21 protein-coding genes and 1 tRNA gene are annotated in these 18,818 nt (G+C 66.8%); 16 read left to right on the forward strand and 6 right to left on the reverse strand.

Annotated elements, in window-relative coordinates; genetic code table 11:
- Positions 1-9 precede the first annotated feature (9 nt).
- From AC07YH_RS20085 to AC07YH_RS20095, 3 genes are read left to right on the forward strand one after another with little or no spacing between them, the layout of a single operon-like run.
- Positions 10-393 carry a response regulator transcription factor gene (locus tag AC07YH_RS20085; RefSeq protein WP_494748731.1) on the forward strand — a complete coding sequence of 128 codons (384 nt, stop codon included), beginning with the start codon at positions 10-12 and terminating at the stop codon, positions 391-393.
- On the forward strand, positions 390-1,028 hold the full coding sequence (locus tag AC07YH_RS20090) for a chemotaxis protein CheC (protein ID WP_494748732.1): 639 nt from the start codon (positions 390-392) through the stop codon (positions 1,026-1,028). The genes AC07YH_RS20085 and AC07YH_RS20090 overlap by 4 nt, the downstream gene beginning before the upstream one ends.
- Positions 1,029-1,073: 45 nt before the next feature.
- Positions 1,074-3,851 carry a PAS domain-containing protein gene (locus AC07YH_RS20095; RefSeq protein ID WP_494748733.1) on the forward strand — a complete coding sequence of 926 codons (2,778 nt, stop codon included), beginning with the start codon at positions 1,074-1,076 and terminating at the stop codon, positions 3,849-3,851.
- Positions 3,852-3,941: 90 nt separating this feature from the next.
- Here the strand turns inward: AC07YH_RS20095 and AC07YH_RS20100 are convergent, their stop codons facing one another.
- Positions 3,942-4,565 carry a TetR/AcrR family transcriptional regulator gene (locus tag AC07YH_RS20100; protein WP_494748734.1) on the reverse strand — a complete coding sequence of 208 codons (624 nt, stop codon included), beginning with the start codon at positions 4,563-4,565 and terminating at the stop codon, positions 3,942-3,944.
- A 55-nt stretch (positions 4,566-4,620) separates the two neighbouring features.
- On the opposite strand from AC07YH_RS20100, the gene AC07YH_RS20105 reads away from it, so the two are divergent.
- The 3 genes from AC07YH_RS20105 (at position 4,621) to dusA (ending at position 7,225) form a co-directional block, all read left to right on the forward strand.
- Positions 4,621-5,430, forward strand: a complete 810-nt coding sequence (locus AC07YH_RS20105) for an SDR family NAD(P)-dependent oxidoreductase (RefSeq protein ID WP_494748735.1) — start codon at positions 4,621-4,623, stop codon at positions 5,428-5,430.
- A gap of 371 nt (positions 5,431-5,801) precedes the next feature.
- Entirely contained in the window at positions 5,802-6,050 is a 249-nt protein-coding gene (locus AC07YH_RS20110) for a helix-turn-helix transcriptional regulator (RefSeq protein ID WP_494748736.1), read from the forward strand.
- Between the two features lie 170 nt (positions 6,051-6,220).
- Positions 6,221-7,225, forward strand: coding sequence for a tRNA dihydrouridine(20/20a) synthase DusA (gene dusA / locus AC07YH_RS20115; RefSeq protein WP_494748737.1), 1,005 nt, complete (start codon positions 6,221-6,223; stop codon positions 7,223-7,225).
- A gap of 4 nt (positions 7,226-7,229) precedes the next feature.
- Here the strand turns inward: dusA and AC07YH_RS20120 are convergent, their stop codons facing one another.
- Positions 7,230-7,739: a TIGR02281 family clan AA aspartic protease gene (locus AC07YH_RS20120; RefSeq protein WP_494748738.1), complete on the reverse strand. Its 510-nt coding sequence runs from the start codon at positions 7,737-7,739 to the stop codon at positions 7,230-7,232.
- A 279-nt stretch (positions 7,740-8,018) separates the two neighbouring features.
- Here AC07YH_RS20120 and AC07YH_RS20125 point away from each other — a divergent pair, with 279 nt between their 5' ends.
- Positions 8,019-8,351: a hypothetical protein gene (locus tag AC07YH_RS20125; RefSeq protein ID WP_494748739.1), complete on the forward strand. Its 333-nt coding sequence runs from the start codon at positions 8,019-8,021 to the stop codon at positions 8,349-8,351.
- A gap of 3 nt (positions 8,352-8,354) precedes the next feature.
- Here AC07YH_RS20125 and AC07YH_RS20130 read toward each other — a convergent pair whose 3' ends face one another.
- Positions 8,355-8,579, reverse strand: coding sequence for a DUF1289 domain-containing protein (locus AC07YH_RS20130; protein WP_494617752.1), 225 nt, complete (start codon positions 8,577-8,579; stop codon positions 8,355-8,357).
- A gap of 87 nt (positions 8,580-8,666) precedes the next feature.
- Here AC07YH_RS20130 and AC07YH_RS20135 point away from each other — a divergent pair, with 87 nt between their 5' ends.
- From AC07YH_RS20135 to AC07YH_RS20150, 4 genes are all read left to right on the forward strand, one after another.
- On the forward strand, positions 8,667-9,548 hold the full coding sequence (locus tag AC07YH_RS20135) for a nicotinate-nucleotide--dimethylbenzimidazole phosphoribosyltransferase (protein WP_494748740.1): 882 nt from the start codon (positions 8,667-8,669) through the stop codon (positions 9,546-9,548).
- A 150-nt stretch (positions 9,549-9,698) separates the two neighbouring features.
- Positions 9,699-10,913, forward strand: a complete 1,215-nt coding sequence (locus AC07YH_RS20140; RefSeq protein ID WP_494748741.1) for an acyl-CoA dehydrogenase family protein — start codon at positions 9,699-9,701, stop codon at positions 10,911-10,913.
- Positions 10,914-11,042: 129 nt separating this feature from the next.
- On the forward strand, positions 11,043-12,182 hold the full coding sequence (locus AC07YH_RS20145) for an acyl-CoA dehydrogenase family protein (protein WP_494748742.1): 1,140 nt from the start codon (positions 11,043-11,045) through the stop codon (positions 12,180-12,182).
- Between the two features lie 368 nt (positions 12,183-12,550).
- Positions 12,551-12,688: a hypothetical protein gene (locus tag AC07YH_RS20150; RefSeq protein WP_143324462.1), complete on the forward strand. Its 138-nt coding sequence runs from the start codon at positions 12,551-12,553 to the stop codon at positions 12,686-12,688.
- An 84-nt stretch (positions 12,689-12,772) separates the two neighbouring features.
- On the opposite strand, the gene AC07YH_RS20155 is transcribed toward AC07YH_RS20150, so the two are convergent.
- Together AC07YH_RS20155 and AC07YH_RS20160 are read right to left on the reverse strand one after the other, a co-directional pair.
- Positions 12,773-13,087: a CC_3452 family protein gene (locus tag AC07YH_RS20155; protein WP_494748743.1), complete on the reverse strand. Its 315-nt coding sequence runs from the start codon at positions 13,085-13,087 to the stop codon at positions 12,773-12,775.
- A 102-nt stretch (positions 13,088-13,189) separates the two neighbouring features.
- On the reverse strand, positions 13,190-13,798 hold the full coding sequence (locus AC07YH_RS20160) for an LOG family protein (protein WP_494748744.1): 609 nt from the start codon (positions 13,796-13,798) through the stop codon (positions 13,190-13,192).
- A 60-nt stretch (positions 13,799-13,858) separates the two neighbouring features.
- Here AC07YH_RS20160 and AC07YH_RS20165 point away from each other — a divergent pair, with 60 nt between their 5' ends.
- From AC07YH_RS20165 to AC07YH_RS20175, 3 genes are all read left to right on the forward strand, one after another.
- Positions 13,859-14,668 carry a hypothetical protein gene (locus AC07YH_RS20165; protein WP_494748745.1) on the forward strand — a complete coding sequence of 270 codons (810 nt, stop codon included), beginning with the start codon at positions 13,859-13,861 and terminating at the stop codon, positions 14,666-14,668.
- Positions 14,669-14,678: 10 nt separating this feature from the next.
- Positions 14,679-16,541 carry an ABCB family ABC transporter ATP-binding protein/permease gene (locus tag AC07YH_RS20170; protein ID WP_494748746.1) on the forward strand — a complete coding sequence of 621 codons (1,863 nt, stop codon included), beginning with the start codon at positions 14,679-14,681 and terminating at the stop codon, positions 16,539-16,541.
- A gap of 61 nt (positions 16,542-16,602) precedes the next feature.
- A complete protein-coding gene (locus AC07YH_RS20175) occupies positions 16,603-17,040 on the forward strand; it encodes a VOC family protein (protein WP_494748747.1) in 438 nt (145 codons plus the stop codon).
- 4 nt (positions 17,041-17,044) lie between these two features.
- Here AC07YH_RS20175 and AC07YH_RS20180 read toward each other — a convergent pair whose 3' ends face one another.
- The gene (locus AC07YH_RS20180) at positions 17,045-17,428 is read right to left on the reverse strand and encodes a hypothetical protein (protein WP_494748748.1); all 384 of its coding nucleotides are present in this window, start codon (positions 17,426-17,428) and stop codon (positions 17,045-17,047) included.
- 169 nt (positions 17,429-17,597) lie between these two features.
- Between AC07YH_RS20180 and AC07YH_RS20185 the strand changes: the two genes are divergently transcribed.
- A complete protein-coding gene (locus AC07YH_RS20185; protein WP_494748749.1) occupies positions 17,598-18,305 on the forward strand; it encodes a glutathione S-transferase N-terminal domain-containing protein in 708 nt (235 codons plus the stop codon).
- A 215-nt stretch (positions 18,306-18,520) separates the two neighbouring features.
- Positions 18,521-18,595, forward strand: a tRNA-Asn gene (locus AC07YH_RS20190).
- Positions 18,596-18,818: the final 223 nt, after the last annotated feature.

Raw genomic sequence — 18,818 nt, forward strand, 5'->3', positions numbered from 1 at the left:
AGGGGTTTCATGGGTACGACGGTTCTGATCGTCGACGACAGCAAGCTGGCCCGCATCGTGGTCGGCAAGGCGATTGCGGCCCTGCAGCCCGAGTGGCGGCGGATCGAGGCCGGCAACGCCGATGAGGCGGTGGCGCTGTTCGAGAACGAGAAGATCGATCTGGTGGTCCTGGACTTCAACATGCCGGGTCGCGATGGCCTGGAGCTGGCCGAGGAGCTGCGCGGACGGTTCGCCGACATGCCGATCGCCGTGGCCACGGCGAACGTCCAGGACGAAATCATCGCGCGAGCCCGCGCGGCCAACGCCACCTTCATCGCCAAGCCCGTCACCGAGGACGGCATGCGCGGCTTCATCTCGGGCGCGGCTCTGCGGCTGCGGTCGAACGGCCAATGACGGTTCAGTCCATCTTCCTGGAAGAGCTGGAGCGCGACGCCCTGACCGAGCTGGTCAATATCGGCGTCAGCCGCGCCGCCAGCAGCCTGCGAAAGATGGTCGGCCAGCAGGTGCTGTTGTCGGTGCCGTCGGTCGAGGTCATGACGCGCGAGAGCGCCGCCACCCTGATCCGCGAGCGCGAGGCGGGTGAACTGGTCGCCGTGCGCCAGGACTTCGAAGGCGTGTTCTCCGGGCGCGCCCTGCTGATCTTCCCCCAGACCAACAGTCTCGCCCTAGTCCACGCGGTGACCGGCGGCGCGCTCTCGGCGGGCGAAGCGTTGGAGATGGAAGACGAGGCGCTGGCCGAGACCGGCAACGTGGTGCTCAACAGCTGCCTGGCGACCATGGCCAACATGCTGCAGAGGCCGCTGCAGATGTCGCTTCCGGAGGTCATGCGCGGCGATGGCGCGGCGCTGTTCAGCCTGTCGGCCAAGCACGCCGACGGCGGCGTGGTTCTGTTCCTCTACATCAACTTCGCGATCAACGACCGCGACATCCGTGGCTATATCGCCATGTTGATGGATCTGCCGTCGCTGCAGGCGCTGCGGACGCTGATCCACGATTTCATCGAGCGCGTCGCGGGTGATGTCGCGTGATGCGCCCGCTGAACCTATTGTCCAGCTTGGCGTTGTAGCGAGGTCATGAGTGACATCGTCGATCCAGCGATCCGCCGAGTGAACCGGGGGGCGGCCGCGGACCTGGACGCCTTGCGCGCCCTGGCCGGTCCGCTGTTCGATGCGTTGGTCGGTTCGGGCATGGCGGTCACCGTCAGTGACCCGCGCCGCAAGGACGACCCTATCGTCTTCGTTAACGCTGCCTTCGAGGCCCTGACCGGCTACGACGCCGCCGAGGTCGTCGGCCGCAACTGTCGCTTCCTGCAGACCGCCGAGACTGACGCCGACACGGTCGCGCGGATCGCCGCCGCCCTGGCCGCGGCCGGCGCAGCCAACGTCGACCTGCTGAATGCCCGTCGGGATGGCTCCAAGTTCTGGAATCGTCTGAACATCACCACCGTCACGGATGCGGCGGGGCGCCCGGCGTTCCGCATCGCCACACAGGCTGATGTGAGCGGCGAGTACCGTAACGAAGATCTCGGCCGCGAACTCAACCTGACGCGCCAGCGCCTGATCGAGGCCAAGGAGCGGCTGCGGGTCGCCCAGGCCGTGGCCGGCGCGGCCGGCGCCTGGGAGTGGGATATCGCCAGCGGCCGTCTGGTCGCCGACGCGCGCTTCGCCAGCCTCTATGGCTTGGATTCCGTCGCGGCCTCACAGGGACTGCCCACCTCGGTGTTCTTCGACACCGTCTTCGCGCCGGACCGCATGCGCCTGAAGATCGCCGTGGCCGGGGCCCTGAACGGCGCCGAGGTCTTCGCGCGCGACTACCGCGTCGTGATCGACGGCGAGGTGCGCTGGGTTTCGGCGCGCGGTCGGACCTTCCTGGACGAGCAGGAGAACCCGGTCCGGTTCTCTGGTGTCCTGGCCGACATCACCGACCAGAAGCGCGTCGAAGAGCGGCTACGGATCGCCCAGACCGCCGGCGGCATCGGCAGTTTCGAATATCTGAGCGGCTTCGGCACGGCCGAGGTTTCCGACGAGTTCTGCCGATTGCTTGGCCTGCAGCCCGCGCGCAGCCTGCCGATCCGCACGATCAATTCGGTCATGCATCCCGACGACCCGCCGCTGATCAGCGGGCGCGAGCGCGAGACGGACATCGGCGCGGCCTTCCACGAATTCCGCATCCGCCGCGCGGATACCGGCGAAGAGCGCTGGCTTGTCTGCCGAGGCGAATACCAGCAGGCGCCGACCGGTGGCGTCAGCTTTATCGGGGTGCTTTACGACAGCACGGCCACCAAACGTTCGGAGGCGCGCCTGCGGACCTTGGCGGCGGCGCTCGAGGAGCGGGTCGAGGTCAGCCAACAGGAGCGCGACCGGATCTGGAACCTGTCGCGCGATCTGCTCAGCATCGGCGACCGTGCTGGCGTCTATCGCGCGATCAACCCGGCCTGGAGGGACCTGCTCGGCTACGACGCCGCCGATCTCGTCGGCGTGCCTATGGGGGGGCTGGTCCATCCCGACGACAAGGCCCATGCGCTCGAACGCGCAGCGGGACTGCTCGCCGGCGACGCGGTCGCCGACTTCGATTGTCGTGTTCTGGCCAAGGACGGCGCCTATCGTTGGATCAACTGGACCGCGGTGCCCGAAGGCGATGTCGTCTATGCCGTCGGCCGTGACATCACCCAGCGCAAGCTGTTGGAAGACCAGCTGCGCCAGAGCCAGAAGATGGAGGCCGTCGGCCAGCTGACCGGCGGTCTGGCCCACGATTTCAACAACATGTTGACCGGCATATTGGGCGGCATCGACATGGTCCGCCGCCGGATCGGCGAGGGCCGTGTCGCAGACGCTGATCGCTTCCTGGAAGCAGCGATGCAGTCTGGGCTGCGCGCGGCGGCGCTCACCCATCGTCTGCTGGCCTTCTCGCGCCGCCAGTCCCTGGACAGCCGACCACTGGACGTCGAGACGCTGGTCGGATCGATGGAGGACATGCTCAGGCGGACACTGGGCGAACAGGTCCGCCTCGAGACCACCGTCGCCAAGGATGTCTGGACGGTCGTCGCCGACGACAATCAGCTGGAAAGCGCCATCCTCAACCTAGCGATCAACGCGCGCGACGCCATGCCCCAAGGCGGGCGGCTGACGATCGCGTCGCGCAACGTTTCGCTGTCGGCCGAGCGGCTGGCCAAGAGCGACCGCGCAGAGCCGGGTGACTATGTCGAGCTCAGCGTCTCCGACACCGGCCTGGGTATGTCGCCCGACATCCTGAACAAGGTCTTCGACCCGTTCTTCACGACCAAGCCGTTGGGGCAGGGCACCGGACTTGGCCTGTCGATGATCTACGGCTTCGTCCAGCAATCGCGCGGCCATGTCGAGATCGAGAGCCAGGAAGGTGTCGGTACGACCATCCGCCTCTATCTGCCACGTCACCACGGCGACATCGCCGAGGTGGAGGCCGATCTTGAAGACGCCACCCACATCGGCGCCGGTGAGACAGTGCTGGTCGTCGAGGACGACCCGTCGGTCCGGATGCTGGTCATCCAGGTGTTGGAGGAGCTCGGCTATCGCGCCATCGAAACCGAAGGCGGCCGCGACGCCACGCCGATCCTGCAGTCGCGGCGTCCGATCGACCTAATGATCAGCGATGTGGGGCTACCGGGAATGAACGGCCGCCAGCTCGCGGAGATTGCCCGGGAGAGCCGGCCCAACCTGCCGATTCTGTTCATGACTGGCTATGCCGAGCAGGCCGCCGACCAGGCCGCGTTCCTGGCTGAGGGCATGGAGATCATCACCAAGCCCTTCGCGATCGACCACCTCGCCCGCAGGATCGGCGCGATCCTGGAGCGGGCGGACGGTCCCGTCTCTTGACCTGCGTGATGGTCCTGGCTTGAGTTCGCCTTCCGATTTCAAGTCGATGTGTGAGAGTGGCGCGTAGTCGCGCCTCAGCGCATTCGACGCTTACGAGCTTCGGTCTTCGCGCACGGGGAAGTTCAGCATTGCGATCCGCGCCACGGCCTCCAGCTCTTCCCGCGTCGCGCCGTCCCGCGCCAGGATCGACATCCCGCTCTGGACCGTCTGAATAAAGCGAGCGAAGGCGTGAACGTCGATTCCGGCCCGAAGCTCGCCGTCCACGGCACCTCGGCTCAATCGCGCCTTGAGCCGCTCAAGACTGCCGAGGCGCGCCGCGCGAACCCTCTCGCCCAGAACAGCGTGGCCTTCGTCGCCGACCATCGACAAAGTCACCATGCAGCCCCGGGGCATGTCGCACAGCGAACCGGTCAAAGCGGCGGCGGAGTCCAGCAGCCACGCCGCCACCGCGTCGCGCGCCGTTGCGCCGGCCCGAAACCCGCCCCAGCCCATCTCGTCGTAAGTCCGGCGATAGTACTCGAGCGCTGCGTCATACAGCGCTTCCTTCGAGCCGAACGCCGCGTAAAGGCTGGGCGCGCCGATCCCCATCGCTGCGGTCAGGTCGGAAATGGACGTGGCCTCATAGCCCTTCTCCCAGAACAGCCGCGTCGCCTGGGCCAGCGCTGCGTCGCGGTCGAACGCACGCGGGCGGCCGCGTCCGCGCCCGGCGGGCATTGCACCACTTTCCGTATCTCGTCCTGAATTCTGCATCGATCGATAGATAAGTCCCTTGAACCGGCCCGGCAACCTGCCCAACTATTTGTGTATCGATCACTCTAGAAGCGGACTGCGGACCGACATGACGAATTTGGCTGGCAAGCGCGCCCTGGTGACAGGCGCCTCCCGAGGCATTGGGGCCGCAATCGCCCTGGAACTGGCCGAGCAAGGGGCGGACGTCGCCATCACTTACGAACGCGCCGCCGATAAGGCTGCGGACGTCGTTGGGGCTATTGAGGCCAAGGGCCGCAAAGCCGTCGCCATCCAGGCCGACAGCGCCGACGTCGCGGCGGTGAAGCGGTCGGTGGACGAGGCGGCCGCTGCGCTCGGCGGTCTCGACATTCTAGTCAACAACGCCGCCATCGCCCGTTACGCCCCATTCGCCGAGATCAGCCAGGAGGATGTCGACGCCTTGCTGGCGGTGAACGTGCGCTCGCCGATTTTCGCGGCCCAGGCGGCGATCCCGCACCTGAAAGCCGGCGGTCGCGTCATCACAATCGGCTCGGCGGGCGCCGACCGCATCGTGGGCGATGCGGGCGCGGCCTACTACATGACCAAGTCGGCGCTGCAGTCGTTCAACCGGGGCCTCGCCCGTGAACTTGGTCCGAGCGACATCACCGTGAACCTGGTCCAGCCGGGCTCTACCGACACCGACATGAACCCAGCCGATGGTGAGTTCTCCGATTTCCAGCGCTCGCTGATCCCGCTTGGCCGCTATGGCAAGCCTGAAGACGTGGCCGCCGCGGTCGCGTTCCTGGCCTCGGCTGCCGCGCGTCATATCACCGGGACGATCCTGAATGTCGACGGCGGAGCGCTGACCTAAAACAATGCGGTAGAGGGCGTGAAAACGCCCTCTACCGACCCCCGCAGGCCGACTTGGGCGGCTTTCTTCGCGCCTGCACCCTTTGAGATAGGCGTGCTTCGGACCGACGTGGGCGGTCGGTGCGCCTCTGCCAAGGTCGCATTTCTGGAGGGGCTCTCATGTCTGCAGTTGGCGCTATCCAGCTGGCGACACAGACCTTTGGGCCGGCTGGGGAGGGGGATCGCCTCGCTTTCGTCAGGGGCGGTTATGGAACGGTGAAGTCGCCAGCCGCCATCCTTTCACGCCGCTGTAGGCCGCCTCAAACAACCAGACTTGCGACACCATGGAGTGTTATAATATAACACTGCCGTTGAGTTGGTCGGACGGTTGTAATGACTGAGCTTAGCGATAATGGACCTACCCAGAAATTCCTCCGCGCCAATGAGGCAGGAGCATTCCTGTGCTTGTCCCCCAGCACGCTAGCTAAGTTGCGAGTGACCGGTGACGGGCCCGTCTATCGCAAGCTTGGCGGCCGGGTGGTGTATGCACTTTCGGACCTTCAAGCCTGGGCGGACGCCGGGGCCAAGCGCTCAACCGCAGAGCCAGGCGGCCATGCAGCGCCCTCGCGCTGGCGGAAGTAGCCAGCCTCGTCGGCAGACTGCACACGTCCGTCGTTCGTGTGCAGCCACGGCCAAAATTCGGCATGTAATTGCACACGAAAGTCCTCTAAGTAATTGAAATCACACGTCAGTCGGTCCAGTCCGCCATGGGCACGATTCTCAAGAAATTTATCTAATAAAATCAAATACTTATGACGAAATTTTCTGTTGCGCCTATGATGGACTGGACCGATCGGCATTGCCGGTCGCTGCATCGGGTCATGTCGTCGCGCGCGCTGCTCTATACCGAGATGGTGACCAGCGGGGCGGTGGTGCATGGCGATCGGGAGAAGCTGCTGGGTTATGACCCGGGGCAGCATCCGGTGGCGCTGCAGCTGGGCGGGTCGGATCCGGCCGAGCTGGCGCAGGCGGCGCGGATCGCCGAAGACTACGGCTATGACGAGGTCAATCTGAACGTCGGCTGTCCGTCGGACCGGGTGCAGAGCGGCCGGTTCGGGGCCTGCCTGATGCGCGAACCCGACCTCGTGGCCGAGTGCATGGCGGCGATCAAGGACGCGGTGAAGGTCCCCGCCACGGTGAAGTGCCGGATCGGGGTCGATGACCAGGATCCGGAAGAGGCGCTGTTCACCCTGGTCGATCGCAGCGCGGCGGCGGGGATTGACAGTTTCGTGGTCCACGCCCGCAAGGCCTGGCTGAAGGGCCTGTCGCCCAAGGAGAACCGGGACATTCCGCCGTTGGACTACGAGCTGGTCTATCGGCTCAAGCGCGAGCGGCCGAACCTGACCATCGCCATCAATGGCGGCGTGCCCGGCGTCGATGCGGCGCTGGAGCATCTGGCCAATGGCGTCGATGGCGTGATGCTGGGTCGCGCGGCCTATCACGAGGCCGGCTTGCTGGGCGAAGTCGATCGGCGGGTGTTCGGCCTGGATGTCGCTGATGTCGACAGCTTCGAGGCGGTCGAGCGCTACAAGCCGTACTTGGCGCGTGAGCTGGCGGCGGGCGTGCATCTGGCGGCCATGAGCCGGCACATGCTGGGCCTGTTCCACGGCCTGCCGGGCGCGCGGGCGTGGCGGCGCATCCTGACGGTCGAGGGCGTCAAGGCTGGCGCGGGCCTGGATGTGGTGGATCGGGCGCTGGACGCCGTGCGCGCGGCCTTGGCGGCGCGCGAGGAGCGGATCGAGGCTCCTGCCGTCTAAAGCCCTACGGGTGCAGGATCAGCGAGGTCGGGGTCGCTTCGAAACGCGACAGGCGGCCCAGATAGCTCATGCCCAGCAGCGAGTTCTCGAGACCCTTCTCGATGACCAGGGCGTCGACGTCGCGGACGCGTGCGCCGGCGATGGCGACGCTGGCCAGCTTGACCGAGGCGGCGCGGGTGCGGCCATCGGCGGTGATGACGTTGTAGTCGTAGTTCAGCTTGCTGGTGTCGATGCCCAGGCGCTGGGCGTCGGCCATGCTGAGCGAGACGGCGGTGGCGCCGGTATCGACCAGGAAGCGCACGGCTTTTCCGTCGACATTGCCCTGGGCCCAGAAGTGGCCGTCACGGTCCTTGGTCAGCTGGGCCGCGCCGCCTTCGGCGCCGCCGAGCGTGGCCGCCGCGGCCGACGGGGCGCGCAACTCCGGACGGCGCAGATCATCGAGGGAGACGACGGCCTTGGCCGCGCCCACCGCCGAGAGGGCCCCCACGAAGGCTATCGCCGCGAACCTCAACATAAAGACACCCTGCCATCTCGGCCGCTTCTGCGTCCGTTGCCTAAATCATTAGCGGGCAGGCGTTTTCAAGGCGTGAATCAGCAATGCGATTTTCACGTCATGGTTACCAATATCATAACAAGCATAGATCTGTACTAGGCGTTGTTCGCATTACAGGGTTTTAATATTCTACATTACGTCTGCGTAATGCTTTTCATGTCTTGGAATTAACTTCAGGAAGCTTTCGCTGGGCGGTATCTCTGTCGGCCATAGAACAAATGGCTACAGAGGGATCACGCCATGAAAGCCGTCCTTATCGCGCTCGTCGCCGCAGGCTCCATCGCTGGCGTTGCTCACGCCGGTTCGTCCGACAAGCAGTTCGTCGAGGCCTCGCGCTGCAGCGCCCTGGCCGCCTCGGAGAACCTGGGCAAGCTGGACACCACGGCCGTCGAGGCCTTCCTGCGCGGCGCGGCCGCCGAGCAGAAGCAATCGACCCGCATCGAGGCCGTCACCAAGATGAACAACACCCGCAAGAAGGCGGACTCGGCCAACGGTAACGCCAAGCTGAAGCTGATCGCCGAGCGCGACCAGATCTGCGCGCCGTACATCGGCTCGGCGCAGGCTTCGCGCTAAGACTTAAGACCGGGTCTGGGTGGCCGCCATCAGGGCGATCATCGGATCCGGACGGTCGGGGAGGGCGGTCATGATGGCCGCCCTTTCCGCGTCCGACAGCTTCGCCCAGCCGGCGATTTCCGGCAGGGTCCGACGGCAGCCCAGGCAATAGCCGCTGGCGCCGTCGACCGCGCAGACCTTCACGCAGGGCGTGACGATCGGGCGGGGCGGGGCGGTTGGCGTGCTCATCCTTTCGAACATCGTAGCTCAGGCGGCGGCGCGCAAGCGTGGGCTCTAGGGGTTGCTTTGAGCGCGGACGGGTTTAAGTCCCCGCCCATGACCGCTTCTCCTTTCGCCGACATCCGCCAGCTCGCCGTCTCGCCGCCCGCGCCGGGACCGTCTCCGGCGCTGGAGCAGGGCGGACGCCTGGCCGAGATTTCCGCCTGGCTGACCGCCTGGAGCGGCAAGACTCCGCCGGCCGTCAATCGCCCGGTCGTGGCGCTGTACGCCGGCGCACGCCAGGGCGTCGGTCCGCGCGGCTATGCCCGCGATCGGCTGGAGGCCATCGCCTCGGGCGGGGCGACCGTTTCGCGCCTGGCCGGCGTTCAGGGCGCGGGCCTGGAGGCCTTCGACCTGGCCATCGACCGCCCGTCGCCGGACTTCATCGGGCAAGCTTCGATGAGCGAGAAGGAAGCCGCCGCCACCATGGCCTTCGGCATGGAGGCCCTGGCCAAGCAGCCCGACCTGCTGATTCCCGGCGTCATCGTCGCCGAGGCCGCCCGCACGGCCGCCGCCGTGTGCCTGGCGCTGTTCGGCGGCGAGGCCTCGGACTGGTCGGACGATCCAGAGCGCGTGGCCGCCGCTGTTGCGCGGGCCCAGGCCGAGGGCATGGGCGATGATCCGCTGGAAATCCTGCGCCAGCTGGGCGGCCGCGAGACCGCCGCCGTCGTCGGCGCGATCCTGGCCGCTCGCGTCCAGAAGGTGCCGGTGCTGCTGGACGGTTACGCCGCCTGCGCCGCCGCCGCCGTGCTGCGGGCCGTCGAGCCGACCGCCATCGACCACTGCCTGGCCGCCCATGTCAGCCCGGCCAAGGGTCACGCGCGCCTGCTCGAAATCCTCGACAAGCGTCCGCTTCTGGCGCTCGATACCCTGGACGAGGAAGGGGTTGGCGGCGCCTCGGCCCTGGCCCTCGTCAAGCTGGCCTGCGAGGTCCGCTAGGGTTTTTGGAGCGGCTCAAGTGAACGCGGATAACATTCACTTCCGTTGACGCTAACGTCATCTTTCCAAACGCTCGTTCGACATCTATCGTGGCGCCTGAAACTCAAATAACGGCCTCCCGCAGAGGGGCCGATTGAACGGGAGCCCGCCATGAATCTGGACTTCTCGCCCGAGGACCTCGCCTTCCGAGACGAGGTTCGCGCCTTCATTGCCGAGAACTATCCGGCGGGCCTGCGGGAGAAGCAGGAAGAGGGCGAGGAGATGGCAAAGGAGGACTTCCTCTCCTGGCATCGCACCCTCGCCAAGAAGGGCTGGGTCGCGCCGGCCTGGCCGGAGAAGTTCGGCGGTCCGGGCTGGACCTCGGTGCAGCGCTATATCTGGTCGGAAGAGACCGCCCGCGCCGACTGCGTGCCGATCCTGCCGTTCGGCATCAACATGGTCGGCCCGGTGATCTACACGTTCGGGACTCCCGAGCAGAAGGAACGCTTCCTGCCGCCGACCCTGTCGGGCGACATCTGGTGGTCGCAGGGCTACAGCGAGCCGGGCGCCGGTTCGGACCTCGCCAGCCTCAAGACCAAGGCTGAGCGCTTCACCGGCGACGACGGCAAGGAATACTACCTGGTCAACGGCCAGAAGACCTGGACCACCCTGGCCCAGCATGGCGACTGGATCTTTTGCCTCGTCCGCACCGACCCGGCCGCCAAGATCCAGGAAGGCATCTCGTTCCTGCTGATCGACATGAAGTCGCCGGGCGTGACGGTGCGTCCGATCATCACCCTGGGCGGCGAGCACGAGGTCAACGAGGTCTGGCTCGAGAACGTCAAGGTGCCGGTCGAGAACCGCATCTACGACGAGAACAAGGGCTGGACCTGCGCCAAGTTCCTGCTGGCCCACGAGCGTAGCGGCATCGCCGGCGTCGCCCGGTCCAAGCGCGGCATCGAGCGCATCCGCCAGATCGCTTCGGTCGAGCTGTCGGACGACGGCGACGCGCTGATCAAGGATCCGATGTTCAAGCGCAAGGTCGCCGAGCTGGAGATCGACCTGACGGCCCTGGAATATACCGAACTGCGCACCCTGGCCGGTGAAGCGGCCGGCAAGGGCCCCGGTCCGGAATCCAGCGTCCTGAAGATCAAGGGCACCGAGATCCAGCAGCGGATCACCGAGCTGGTGCTGGAAGCGGCCGGCCACTATGGCGCGCCGTATTTCCGCGGCTTCCCGAAGGACGGCGACAACGCCCATCCGATCGGCCCCGACTTCGCCCACCGCGCGGCGCCGACCTATTTCAACGTCCGCAAGACGTCGATCTACGGCGGCTCCAACGAGATCCAGCGCAACATCATCGCCAAGATGGTGCTGGGGCTCTAACGCGCCGACCTGTCATCCCGGACGCGCCGGAGGCGCGATCCGGGACCGCCGAATTCAGTGACTTTGACGATCCCGGCTCTTCGCTTCGCTGCGGCCGGGATGACAATCAAAAAGAACGGAAACCCAGGGATGGATTTCAACTTCACCGAAGAGCAGTCGATGGTCCGCGACACGGTCGCGAGCTTCCTGCAGGACAAGTACGACTTCGAGACCCGCCGCAAGATCGTCAGCTCGGACGCCGGCTGGCGCGCCGACTACTGGAAGGCCTTCGCCGAGGAGCTGGGCATCCTGGGCGCCGCGTTCAGCGAAGAGCTGGGCGGCCTGGGCGGCGGCGCCATCGACAACATGATCATCATGGAGGAGTTCGGTAAGGCGCTGGTCATCGAGCCTTACCTGGGCACCGTCGTCATCGGCGGCGGCTTCATGAAGCACTCGGGCTATGCGGGCGCGGCCTCGGTGATCGAGGGCATCGTCGGCGGTACGACCACCGTCGCTTTCGCCTATGCCGAGCCGCAGGGCCGCTACACCTGGCAGGACCTGAAGACGACGGCCAAGAAGGACGGTTCGGGATGGGTCCTGAACGGCCACAAGGCCGTGGTGGTCGGCGCGCCGTTCGCCAGCCACCTGATCGTCACGGCCCGCACGGGCGGCGCTCAGCGCGACGCCGGCGGCGTCGGCGTGTTCCTGATCGACAAGAGCCTGCCGGGCGTCGTCACCCGCGATTACCCGACCGTCGACGGCGGCCGCGCTTCGGAAGTCTATTTCGAGAACGTCTCGATCCCGGCCGACGCCCTGATCTCGGAAGACGGCCTGGACCTGGTCAACCAGGTGATCGACGAGGCCACCGTGGCCGTCGGCGCCGAGGCCGTGGGCGTGCTGCGCAAGCTGCACGAGGGCACGCTGGACTACGCCAAGCAGCGCAAGCAGTTCGGCACGTCGATCGCCAACTTCCAGGTGCTGCAGCACCGGATGGTCGACATGTTCATCGAGGTCGAGCAGTCGGTGTCGATGACCTACATGGCCACCATCAAGGTCGACGAGGCCGCCGCCGAGCGCGCCAAGGCCGCCTCGGCCATGAAGGTGCGCATCGGCCGCGCCTGCAAGTTCGTGGGCCAGAACGCCATCCAGATCCACGGCGGCATGGGCATGACCGACGAGCTGGCCATCGGCCACTATTTCAAGCGCGCCAGCCTGATCGAGGGCCTGTTCGGCTCGGTCGATCATCACCTGAAGCGCTATGAGTCGCTGTCGTTCGACGCCGCGGCGTAGCGTCCGGGGCGGTGACGCCCACGGAACATCGACCGAACCCAGAGGAAATCGCCTGCGTCACGCCGACGCGGGCGATTTTTTTGTTCGGCGGCCATCGTGACCCGCGACTCGCGCCTGAGGCGGTCTTCGGCGTTAACCCTTGTCCGAAAAGGCTTTGCGCATAAGGCGGAGGTGAAAAATAGATGCGTATACGGATTGAATAGAAAGTGCGCGGATCGGATTTGTCCGCAGGCTGATATGATCCTTATACGGACAAAAATCGCTTGCGAACGCGGCCATTGGGGCCATCTTGGATGTCGACGCGCTGACGACTAGGAGGGTGAAAGCCCCTGTAAGCCGCGCGCGTCTCCTGGTCCTAACGGCTATGTCTGGGAGACGCCGCCATGAACGTATCGAAGATGAACCACGCCATGTTTTCGTTCGCCCTGATGGGCGGCATGCTGGTGGGAGGTCGGCCAAGCTCGAAGCCGCCCAAGTCGCCGTCCACGAAGTCCGGACGGAAGTAACCGCGTCAGGGTCCCACGCCCTCAAGAAAAAGGCCTCCGCCAGTCTCTGGCGGAGGCCTTTGCTTTTTCAGCCCCGAAAGAGCCTTAGCTCTTCTTGGCGGCCGTGTTGCAGTCGGCGAGGCCGGCTTCGTCCAGCGACTTGCCGCGGTAGTTGAAGGCGGTGAGCTCACCCACCTGGCCCGCGATCCGGCGGCAGGCGCGGGCGATCGGCAGCGACGGCACGGTCAGCGACGAGCAGGCGTCGTCCTTGCAGCGCCAGACCGAGCCTTCGTGGATGAACTGCTCGGTGGTCGCGGCGGTCTTCAGCTTCAGGGAAGCGCTTTGGGTGTCGGCGGCATTGGCCGAACCGGCGAACATCAGGGCGCAGGCCGCCAGGCCCGCGAAAACAGCGGTACGCATATCCTTGGTCTCCTATCCCCGCGCCGGATGGGAGTTCCGGCGCATGAGCTCGCGCCGTTCAACGAACGGTGGCTCAAGGGCATAGTGCGTTGCTTTTGAAAACTAAGTCAATGGCCGAAGCGTGGCCGGTGCGCCCGATTGGTAGATTTCCTCGTCCCAGCCGAGCAGGGCGGGAGTGACGTCCTCGGCCTTCTCGATCGAGCGCCAGGCGTCGACCAGGGTGGGCGGGGTCAGGCGCGCATCGATCGTGTGCTGGATCAGCGCGAAGAACGGGTCCCAGAAACCGCCGGGGTTATGGAACACAATCGGCTTCTGATGCAAATCTAAACGGCGCCAAGATAACAATTCCACGATCTCTTCCAGCGTGCCGATGCCGCCGGGCAGCACGACGAACGAATCCGCCCGCTCGTACATCATCATCTTGCGCTCGTGCATGTTGTCGACGACCACGGTCTCGACGTCGTCGAACGGCTGCTCGCGACCGCGCAGGAAGGTCGGGATGATGCCCAGCACCTTGCCGCCGGCCGAATGCGCGCCGCGGGCCGTGGCGCCCATCAGGCCGACGCCGCCGCCGCCATAGATCAGCTTCAGCCCCGCGTGGGCGAAGCTCTCGCCGATCGTGAAGGCGTCGGCGATGTAGCGGGGATCGGCGTCGTTGGAGGATCCGCAGTAGACGCAGACGGACCCCAGGCGGCTAGACTCGTTGGGCATCGTCGTCCACTCCACAAAAAAGGCGCGCGGTTTCGCGCGCCCGTTCCTATTTGAGGCCTAATGATCAGGATTCGCTCCAGGGCTTTCAAGCCGCCGGTTCTCGCGATGGGCTTCATCGCCGTACTGCTGGCCGCCTGCGAGCCTGGCGCGCCGACGCCCAACGCCCCGGCGGCCGCCAAGCCCGACAGCGCCGAGGCTGGCTATCTGGGGCCGCCGACCCTGGTGAGCGCCCGTCGCGCCGCCAACGGCATTGTCATTTCGGGCCAGGCCTCGCCGGACGCCGATCTGCGCCTGGGCTCGCCGACGGGCGAGGTGATGATGGCCAAGGTCGATGGCCTGGGCCAGTGGAGCGTCACGGTGCCCAACGCGCCCGGCGTGCGTCTGTTCGGTCTGTCGTCGACCCTGGACGGTCGCACCGTCCAGGCCGAGGGCTATGTGATGGTCGCCGACGGCGGTGAGGTCGCGCTGCTGCGGGCCGGGGCTGGCGCGCGTCGCCTGGCCGCCGAATCCAGCGCCCCGCGCATCCTGACCATCGATGTCGACCGCGAGGGCGGCGCCGTGGTCTCTGGCGTGGCGACGCCCGGCGCGGGCCTGAACGTCCGCGTCGACCGCGTCACCCGGGGCGGCGGTCGCACGGAGGACGACGGCCGCTTCAACATCTCGCTGACCGACGCGCTGGCGCCCGGCGTCCACGACATCCAGGCGGCCGGGGAAGGCGGCGAGACAGCCATCGCCATCGCTGTCTCGCCCGCCGCGCCGCTGGTCTACGGCCCTGTCCGCGCCGACCGCACGCCCGGCGGCTGGCGGGTCGATTGGCTGACCCCCGGTGGCGGCATCCAGACGACCTACCTGATCGGAAGCGCGCAGTGAGGGGCCAAATATGAGAGGGATGGGCGGGCCGCCCTCGGCCGGCCGCGCGCCCGTGGCGGGCGCGATCGCCAAGGCCGATCAGCCGGTGCGCTTCTGGAGGGCCATGGGCGACCTCGTGAGCCTGGTGCTGCGCTCGGAGGCTCCCGGCCTGAAATGGCGGGTGACCGTGGCGCTGCTGCTGACCCTGGCCGGCAAGGCGCTGGGCGTGCTGGCGCCGCTGATGCTGGGCAAGGCCGTGAACCAGCTGTCGGCTGGGCAGAGCGCGGTGGCTGCCGTCACCTGGGCCTTCGCCGGTCTGGCGGCCGGCTGGGCCTTGATCCGTTTCATCTCCGCCGCCGCGCCCCAGGCGCGTGACGCGGTGTTCACGCCGGTGGCCCAGGCCGCCCAGAACCGGGCGGCGGTCGAGACCTTCTCCCACGCCCTGTCGCTGTCGATCGACTTCCACCAGTCCAAGCGGACCGGCGCCCTGTCGCGGACCATCGATCGCGGCGCGCGGTCGATGGACTTTCTGCTGCGGGGTCTGGTCTTCAACGTCGCCCCGACCGCCGTCGAGCTGGTCATAGCCGCGATCGTGCTGGCGAAAGCCTATGACTGGCGGTTCGCGGCCGTGGCCCTGCTGACGGTGGGCGTCTACGGCTACGCCACCTTCGCCATCTCCGACTGGCGGATCGGCCACCGCCGGGTGTTGAACGAGGCCGACGCCGAGGCCGCCGGCCGGGCCGTCGACGCCCTGCTGAACTACGAGACCGTCAAGTCGTTCGGCGGCGAGACGCGGGCCGTGGCCGGCTATGGCAATGCGCTGGACGTCTATGGCGAGGCCCAGATCAAGGCCACCAATTCGCTGAACCTGCTGAACATCGTCCAGTCGGCGGTGATGAGCCTGGGCCTGGGCGGCATGGCCGTGCTGGCCGGGGCGCAGGCGGCGACGGGCAAGATCGGGCCGGGCGACGTCACCGCCGCCGTGCTGATCCTGATCAACCTCTACGCCCCGCTGAACATCCTGGGCTTCGCCTATCGCGAAATCCGCCAGTCGCTGATCGACATGGAGGCGATGCTGGAGCTGCGTCGCCAGACCGCCGACGTCGCCGACGCCCCGGATGCTCAGGACCTGCCGCCCTGCGCCGACCAGCGCGGCGGGGCGGTGGCCTTCGAGGCCGTCTCGTTCCGCCATGGCGCGCGGTCGGAGGGCCTGTCGGATGTCTCCCTGACGGTCGCGCCGGGAACCACGGTGGCCATTGTCGGCCCCTCGGGCGCGGGCAAGACCACCCTGGTGCGCCTGGCCCTGCGGATGATCGACCCGCAGGAAGGCCGCGTCACCCTGGACGGCCACGACCTGCGCGACCTCAGCCAAGCCTCGCTGCGCCGGGCGGTGGCCCTGGTGCCGCAGGATGTGGCTCTGTTCAACGACACCCTGGCCGCCAACATCGCCTTCGCCCGTCCGGGCGTCGACATGACCGAGGTCTGGGCCGCCGCCGAGTCCGCCGAGCTGGGCGAGTTCATCCGCAACCTGCCCGAGGGCATGGACACCAAGGTCGGCGAGCGCGGCCTTAAGCTCTCCGGCGGCGAGCGCCAGCGGGTGGGCATCGCCCGGGCGCTGCTGGCGGAGCCGCGCGTGCTGATCCTGGACGAGGCCACCAGCGCCCTGGACAGCCGCACCGAGGCGGCGATCCAGGCGACCCTGCGCAAGGCGAGAGCAGGGCGCACGACCCTGGTCGTGGCCCACCGTCTGTCGACCATCGCCGACGCCGACGAGATCGTGGTCCTGCGCCGGGGCAAGATCGTCGAGCGCGGTCGCCACGAGGTCCTGCTGGAGGCCGGTGGAGAGTACGCGGCGCTGTGGCGTCGCCAGACCCGCGAGCGCGAGCCCGTTTAGTGGATTTCCCCGCCTGGGACCGGTGTCTATACCGGGCGTGACCGACTAGAGGAGCTTCGTCTTGCGCTATCAACACAGCATGATCCGCGTCCGCGATCTGGACGCTTCGCTGCGGTTCTTCTGCGAGGGCTTGGGCCTGCGCGAAATGCGCCGCAAGGAGAGCGAGAAGGGGCGCTTCACCCTGGTCTTCCTGGCCGCGCCGGACGACGTCGACCTGGCCAACGACCGCGACGGCCCGATGGTCGAGCTGACCTACAACTGGGACGACGAGGACTACGGCGGCGCGCGCAACTTTGGCCATCTGGCCTATCGCGTCGACGATATCTACGCCGCCTGCCAGCGCCTGATGGACATGGGCGTGACGATCAACCGTCCGCCGCGCGATGGCCACATGGCCTTTGTCCGCTCGCCGGACGGCATCTCGATCGAACTGCTGCAGGAAGGCCATTTGCCGCCGGCCGAGCCGTGGGTCTCGATGCCGAACATCGGCGCCTGGTAGGCTTCTAAGGCGCCCAGGGCCGCGCCATCTCTTCCAGTCGCCGACGCGGGGCGTCGGCGATGCCCGCCCACAGGATACGGGCCAGTTCCAGCCGGTAGGCCGTGGCGTAACCGGTGACGAAGATCGCCGACTGACCATCCATGACGGCGCGGGCCATGTCTTTGCGGGCCAGGATGGCCTTGCGATCGACGGGAGCGGCGGCGTCCGAGGCGGCGACGCGCTTGTCCAGTTGGATGGCCGCCTGGACGGCCAGGTTCACGAGGGCCGGCAGCTGGCTGGTGTCGCCGCGCGGCTTGGAGACCGTCGCGCCGGTGGGGGCGCGTTCGAACTCGAGCGCGCCGACCACGCGTTCCAGGGTCTTCGGCCAGTGATCGTCTGCGGTGGTCATGAAGGTGTCGCCCCCCCGAGCGTTTCTCGTCCTCTCGGATAGCGATGTTCGCGCCCGGATCAAATGGGCCGAACCGTCGCGGCCTCGTTTTGGGTCCGCTCTGGAAAACCGGCGGGCGCTTTCCCAAATGCAACCGGCGCCGTTACGAGCGCCATCAACGAGGTTTCCGATGTCGGATCTGTCCGCCTTCCCGATCACCCAGCGCTGGCCCGCCCAGCATCCCGACCGGATCCAGCTCTATTCGCTGCCGACGCCCAACGGGGTGAAGGTCTCGATCATGCTGGAGGAGACCGGGCTGGCCTATGAGCCGCACACCATCGACATCACCAAGAACGAGACCTGGGGTCCGGAATTCCTGTCGCTGAACCCGAACGGCAAGATCCCGGCGATCATCGATCCCGACGGTCCGGGCGGTAAGCCGCTGGGCCTGTTCGAAAGCGGCGCGATCCTGGTCTACCTCGCCGAGAAGACCGGCAAGTTCCTGCCGGCCGATCCGGCGGCGCGCTATGAGACCCTGCAGTGGGTCATGTTCCAGATGGGGGCCATTGGCCCGATGTTCGGCCAGCTGGGCTTCTTCCACCGCTTCGCCGGCAAGGACTACGAGGACAAGCGTCCGCGTGACCGCTACGTCGCCGAGAGCAAGCGCCTGCTGGGCGTGCTGGAGGACCGCCTGGCCACCCGCGCCTGGATCATGGGCGACGACTACACGATCGCCGACATCGCCACCCTGGGCTGGGTTCGCAACCTCATCGGCTTCTATGGAGCGGGCGAGCTGGTCGACTGGGCGTCGCTGAAGCACGTGCCGCGCTGGCTGGAAGCGGGCCTGGCTCGTCCGGCCGTGCAGCGCGGCCTGGAGATTCCCAAGCGTCCCGGCTGATGGCGCGCGACGCCTGCGACCAAATGGCCAGGGCTTTGGAAATTAAGATCTGATTAACCATAAAGTCCGAGGTTCAGGCCGTCTTCTTTTGAGGGCGACCCACATCACTGACTTCAACAGCCCGGCCACAAGCCGGGCTGATTTTTTTGAAATTCGGTGCTTGCATCGGTGCGGTGAGGCGGCTATCACCCGGCTTCTTCAAAAGAGCGACCTGTTCCGCGGTAGCTCAGTGGTAGAGCAGCCGGCTGTTAACCGGCTGGTCGTAGGTTCGAGTCCTACCCGCGGAGCCACTCTTCTTCCTCGCTCGGTCGAAGATTTTCCCCAGCCTAGATCGTATCGCCTCGCCGGTTTTCGCCGTGCGTTTTTGATCGAAGCGTCAGTGATTTCGCCGCTTGCGCCGACTCGACGAGGCGGCTATCAACCGGCCTCTTCTTGAGAGCGACCTGTTCCGCGGTAGCTCAGTGGTAGAGCAGCCGGCTGTTAACCGGCTGGTCGTAGGTTCGAGTCCTACCC

The organism is Caulobacter sp. GW456-12-1-14-TSB4, from assembly GCF_059424195.1.

Excerpts from the sequence above, each read along its gene's own strand:
- AC07YH_RS20125 (WP_494748739.1), top strand. The coding sequence starts at position 8,019 with ATGAAAGCCGTCCTTATCGCGCTCGTCGCCGCAGGCTCCATCGCTGGC.
- AC07YH_RS20160 (WP_494748744.1), bottom strand. The coding sequence starts at position 13,798 with ATGCCCAACGAGTCTAGCCGCCTGGGGTCCGTCTGCGTCTACTGCGGA.
- AC07YH_RS20140 (WP_494748741.1), top strand. The coding sequence starts at position 9,699 with ATGAATCTGGACTTCTCGCCCGAGGACCTCGCCTTCCGAGACGAGGTT.
- AC07YH_RS20135 (WP_494748740.1), top strand. The coding sequence starts at position 8,667 with ATGACCGCTTCTCCTTTCGCCGACATCCGCCAGCTCGCCGTCTCGCCG.
- AC07YH_RS20095 (WP_494748733.1), top strand. The coding sequence starts at position 1,074 with ATGAGTGACATCGTCGATCCAGCGATCCGCCGAGTGAACCGGGGGGCG.
- AC07YH_RS20090 (WP_494748732.1), top strand. The coding sequence starts at position 390 with ATGACGGTTCAGTCCATCTTCCTGGAAGAGCTGGAGCGCGACGCCCTG.
- AC07YH_RS20185 (WP_494748749.1), top strand. The coding sequence starts at position 17,598 with ATGTCGGATCTGTCCGCCTTCCCGATCACCCAGCGCTGGCCCGCCCAG.
- AC07YH_RS20155 (WP_494748743.1), bottom strand. The coding sequence starts at position 13,087 with ATGCGTACCGCTGTTTTCGCGGGCCTGGCGGCCTGCGCCCTGATGTTC.
- AC07YH_RS20145 (WP_494748742.1), top strand. The coding sequence starts at position 11,043 with ATGGATTTCAACTTCACCGAAGAGCAGTCGATGGTCCGCGACACGGTC.
- AC07YH_RS20130 (WP_494617752.1), bottom strand. The coding sequence starts at position 8,579 with ATGAGCACGCCAACCGCCCCGCCCCGCCCGATCGTCACGCCCTGCGTG.
- dusA (WP_494748737.1), top strand. The coding sequence starts at position 6,221 with ATGACGAAATTTTCTGTTGCGCCTATGATGGACTGGACCGATCGGCAT.
- AC07YH_RS20085 (WP_494748731.1), top strand. The coding sequence starts at position 10 with ATGGGTACGACGGTTCTGATCGTCGACGACAGCAAGCTGGCCCGCATC.
- AC07YH_RS20100 (WP_494748734.1), bottom strand. The coding sequence starts at position 4,565 with ATGCCCGCCGGGCGCGGACGCGGCCGCCCGCGTGCGTTCGACCGCGAC.
- AC07YH_RS20165 (WP_494748745.1), top strand. The coding sequence starts at position 13,859 with ATGATCAGGATTCGCTCCAGGGCTTTCAAGCCGCCGGTTCTCGCGATG.
- AC07YH_RS20170 (WP_494748746.1), top strand. The coding sequence starts at position 14,679 with ATGAGAGGGATGGGCGGGCCGCCCTCGGCCGGCCGCGCGCCCGTGGCG.
- AC07YH_RS20180 (WP_494748748.1), bottom strand. The coding sequence starts at position 17,428 with ATGACCACCGCAGACGATCACTGGCCGAAGACCCTGGAACGCGTGGTC.
- AC07YH_RS20120 (WP_494748738.1), bottom strand. The coding sequence starts at position 7,739 with ATGTTGAGGTTCGCGGCGATAGCCTTCGTGGGGGCCCTCTCGGCGGTG.
- AC07YH_RS20110 (WP_494748736.1), top strand. The coding sequence starts at position 5,802 with ATGACTGAGCTTAGCGATAATGGACCTACCCAGAAATTCCTCCGCGCC.